2 protein-coding genes are annotated in these 3,492 nt (G+C 60.3%); both read right to left on the bottom strand.

Features of this window, described 5'->3' with window-relative positions:
- Nucleotides 1-147 precede the first annotated feature (147 nt).
- Nucleotides 148-831 carry a recombinase family protein gene (locus ACDC67_RS15860; RefSeq protein WP_376694610.1) on the bottom strand — a complete coding sequence of 228 codons (684 nt, stop codon included), beginning with the start codon at nucleotides 829-831 and terminating at the stop codon, nucleotides 148-150.
- A 992-nt stretch (nucleotides 832-1,823) separates the two neighbouring features.
- A protein-coding gene (locus ACDC67_RS15855; RefSeq protein WP_459117379.1) for an IS3 family transposase occupies nucleotides 1,824-3,376 on the bottom strand; the annotation gives its coding sequence in 2 pieces (ribosomal slippage) (nucleotides 1,824-2,905 and nucleotides 2,905-3,376; 1,554 coding nt in all).
- Nucleotides 3,377-3,492 lie beyond the last annotated feature (116 nt).

Raw genomic sequence — 3,492 nt, 5'->3', positions numbered from 1 at the left:
AACTTCGTTGGAATCAGACATCTATTCACTCCGTAAGCGCCCTGAATGTTACAGATAAAACCGATCAGGTGCTGTTGGGAGGGATGTTGACACACAGGGAAGCCTCTCGTCGGCTCTGAAAAAATACGACCTATCCGGGACTGGCGCTTACAGCCGGTCTATTCGGTCTCGCAGCCGCTTCACTTGAACAGGTGCCCATTTACCGCCCCGGGCGGTCGGAACTTGCATGGCGTTCAACTGCTCCGCCATTTTTCTAAGCGAAAGACCCTCCTCAGCCATGCTCCGAATCATCGGCGCTAAATCCATTGCCCGTTGATCCGCCTGGCTGGACTTGACCTGGTTGCCCCTCAGGCTCCCCAGGGCGCGATTCTTGAGGTTCTTCGGCCCTGCGGTACCCAACCGCTTGCCGCGAGCCTTCGCGGCCTGCAGTGCGGCTTTGGTGCGCTGCGAGATCCGCTCGGCCTCATCTTCCGCGACCATGGCGAGAATCCCCACGGTCAGCCGGTTGGCGTCCGGCATGTCGCAGCACACAAAGTCGACCCCCGCATCCCGCAGGTTCAGCAGAAAGCTTGCGCTCCTGGCCAGCCGGTCTAGTTTGGCGATCACGAGCTTGGCCTGGTGAATTCTGCAGGCCTCCAGCGCCGCCTGGAGCTGAGGTCGGTCGTCGTTTCGGCCACTCTCGGTTTCGGTGAAGGACTTGATCAGGTTGCTGCTAAAGCTGCCCAGGTACTGCTCGACAGCAGCCTGCTGCGCCTCAAGGCCTAGGCCACTCTGCCCTTGACGCTTGGTGCTGACACGGTAGTAAGCGATGAACCGAGTGGCTGTCTGCATGGTGTATCATTCCGTTGTACGTTGGTTTAAGGGAATGTTACAGCAAGTACTGCCCCTTGCCAAGCCTTTAATCGTCGAGCAGCCCTAGATGGCATTTCGAGCTGGAAGCCGCTTTGCAAAGCGGGGCTGTGGGTTGGCCTAGGGTCACCCCCAAGAAGCAGAATTTCGCCCGGACGCTGGTGGGTACACGCTAATCTAGACGGCACCCGAGGCTCAATAGTTCGAGCTGTGGCTCAAGGACGCCCCCCGGGGGGGGAAGACGGCGTTGGACTGCAATCCAAAAGAGGTGCCGAATTTTTGCAGCATTTTCCTTTCCCTCTAGGACTACCAAATCATCCCTCCCGTCCGACTCGCAACAGAAGCTAGACACAATGCACTAGATAGAAAAAAATTCAGCCGCAAACTGCGACTGAGGATGGGGACAAAAATATTAGCCGCAGAACGCGACTTGGAAAAAGAGCACAGGAGGCACCTAGACGACACACGTCGGAGACGACGTAAACCGAACCTCCTGTGCATCGGAGACAATGCACGAGCAGAGGCTCGGAGGGAAGACGTTGGGTACAGAAGGGTGACGGTAAGTGGTAGACACCACCACCAACAACCAACAGAGAATGTAGTAGGGGGACTATAGGAGGAAACCTAGAGAGTCACCCAGGGGGCACCTATAGAGGCACCTACGGAGGAGACTACTAGTCACTCAGAGAGAGTCACCTTAGGTCACCCTGGGTCTACTCAGAGACCACTAGTAGTTTCACCTACTCCAATACCACTGTCGTGGTAGTTGGTGGTGGTCTCTTTAGGGTCACTTCTAGGGCTACCTATATGCCACCTATAGTGGACTATTAGTGACGTATAGTAGAACCTATAGTGACCTATAGTATCCCTATCAATCCTACCCTCGAGAAGGCTTTACTTGGAGGCACTGGGGTTATTGACTCTCAGAAGGGCACCTGCGGTGGTTGTCAAGATAGATGTCGCCTTGTCCATGTTTAGGCAGCTCGACGTTTCGCCTGCTCTTCCTTCTCCGGGTTCAGCCAGACGGTTCCAACCGGCGACCAGTTCCGGGTATCTCTGCTCCAGCGCTGTGGATGCCGGTCTCGTGCCTCCTGATAGACGGCGTGCCGCTTGGCCAGGATCTCGATATCCTGCCCGGTGTGGCGCTGGTGCGGCGTGACGTAGTTGATGCCGCGGTGCTTGTGCTGATGGTTGTACCAGTCGACGAAGTCACGAACCCACTCACGCGCGGCTTCGAGCGAGGCGAAGCCGGTCTTGGGGAAGTGCGGCACGTATTTGCAGGTTCGGAACAGCGATTCGACGAAGGCGTTGTCGTCGCTGACCCGCGGTCGGCTGAACGAAGCGGTGATCCCGAGCTTGCCGAGCATGACCTGCACCGTCTGGCCCTTGATCGGGCTGCCATTGTCACCGTGAAGCACAAGCGTCTTTCCGGTACAGCCCTCCTTCCAGAAGGTCCGCTGGACCAGATCGCTGGAGTGCACGGCGCTCTCGTTCTCGTGCACTTCCCAGCCCACGATCCTGCGGCTGAACAGGTCCAGGATCAGGTACAGGAAGAAGAAGCGGCCGCGGACATCGGCCGGCAGCCAGGTGATGTCCCAGCACCAGCACGCATTGGGTGTATCGGCACGATGCGTCGCCGGCGGCCGGGACACTCGGGGCGGCTTGGCGCGTCCGCGATGATGCTGCTGGTCTTGAGCCGACAGGACGCGATAGAACGTCGACTCCGAGGCCAGGTATCGGCCTTCGTCGGCCAGCTTGGGCACGATCTGGCCCGGCGGCATGGAGGCGTGTTCGGGCTCGTTGCAGGTGGCCACGATGGCCTGTCGCTCCTCATCACTCAGGGCATGGGACGGCAGCGGACGAACCGCTTCCGGACGCCGGTCGGCGCGGACGCTGCCACCCGTCGTCCAGCGCTGATAGGTGCGCGCCGTGATGCCCAGAACCCGGCAAGCGGGCTTCAGGCGCGCGCCGCCGGCGCGGGACTCGTCGATCAGCTCAACAGCTTTGCGGCGATCCGGGGTGCTGATCATTCGTCCTCTCCGTCCCCCCAGATCGCCCGGGCTTTTTTTGACAAGGTGAGCAAGGCAGCCGTCTCGGCCAGAGCCTTTTCCTTGCGCGCCAGCTCGCGCTCGAGTTCGCGTGTTCGGCGCCGCTGCTCGCGGTCGGCCTTGACCTGCTGGGCACCGCGCTCCTCGGCCCAGTCGTTGGCTTGTTCGCAGGCCCGGCGCCAGGCGGCGAGCTGCTCTGGATACAGCCCGCGCTTACGGCAATACTCCGAACGCTCGGACTCGTTCATCGGGGCGGTCTCGATCACGGCGGCGAACTTGTCCCGGGCGCTCCAGCCCTGGGCGTCAGAGCCGGCGTCGGGGTATAGCCCACCACGGTCCCGAGCCTGCTTGCGCCAGTTGTACAGGGTTGCTTCCGAAACGCCTTCCTCGGCGGCCACTTCCCGGACTGATCGGTTGTGCGGTGGACAAAGCTTGGCCAGCACAGCCCGCTTGCGTTCTTCTGAATACTTCACTGTCAGCTCCTGTCCGCCCCCTTTTAGAGACCATTTTAGAGGAGGCGGTCGAGTCGGCCGAGGGAACTGCCCCCTCGGCCGCTCACAGAACCCGGCGTGAGCCTCTCGACTCACCGGGCTCT

The sequence above is a fragment of the Wenzhouxiangella indolica genome (genome assembly GCF_042310355.1).
Classification (GTDB): domain Bacteria; phylum Pseudomonadota; class Gammaproteobacteria; order Xanthomonadales; family Wenzhouxiangellaceae; genus Wenzhouxiangella.
This window is presented reverse-complemented; position numbering and strand designations above follow the sequence as displayed.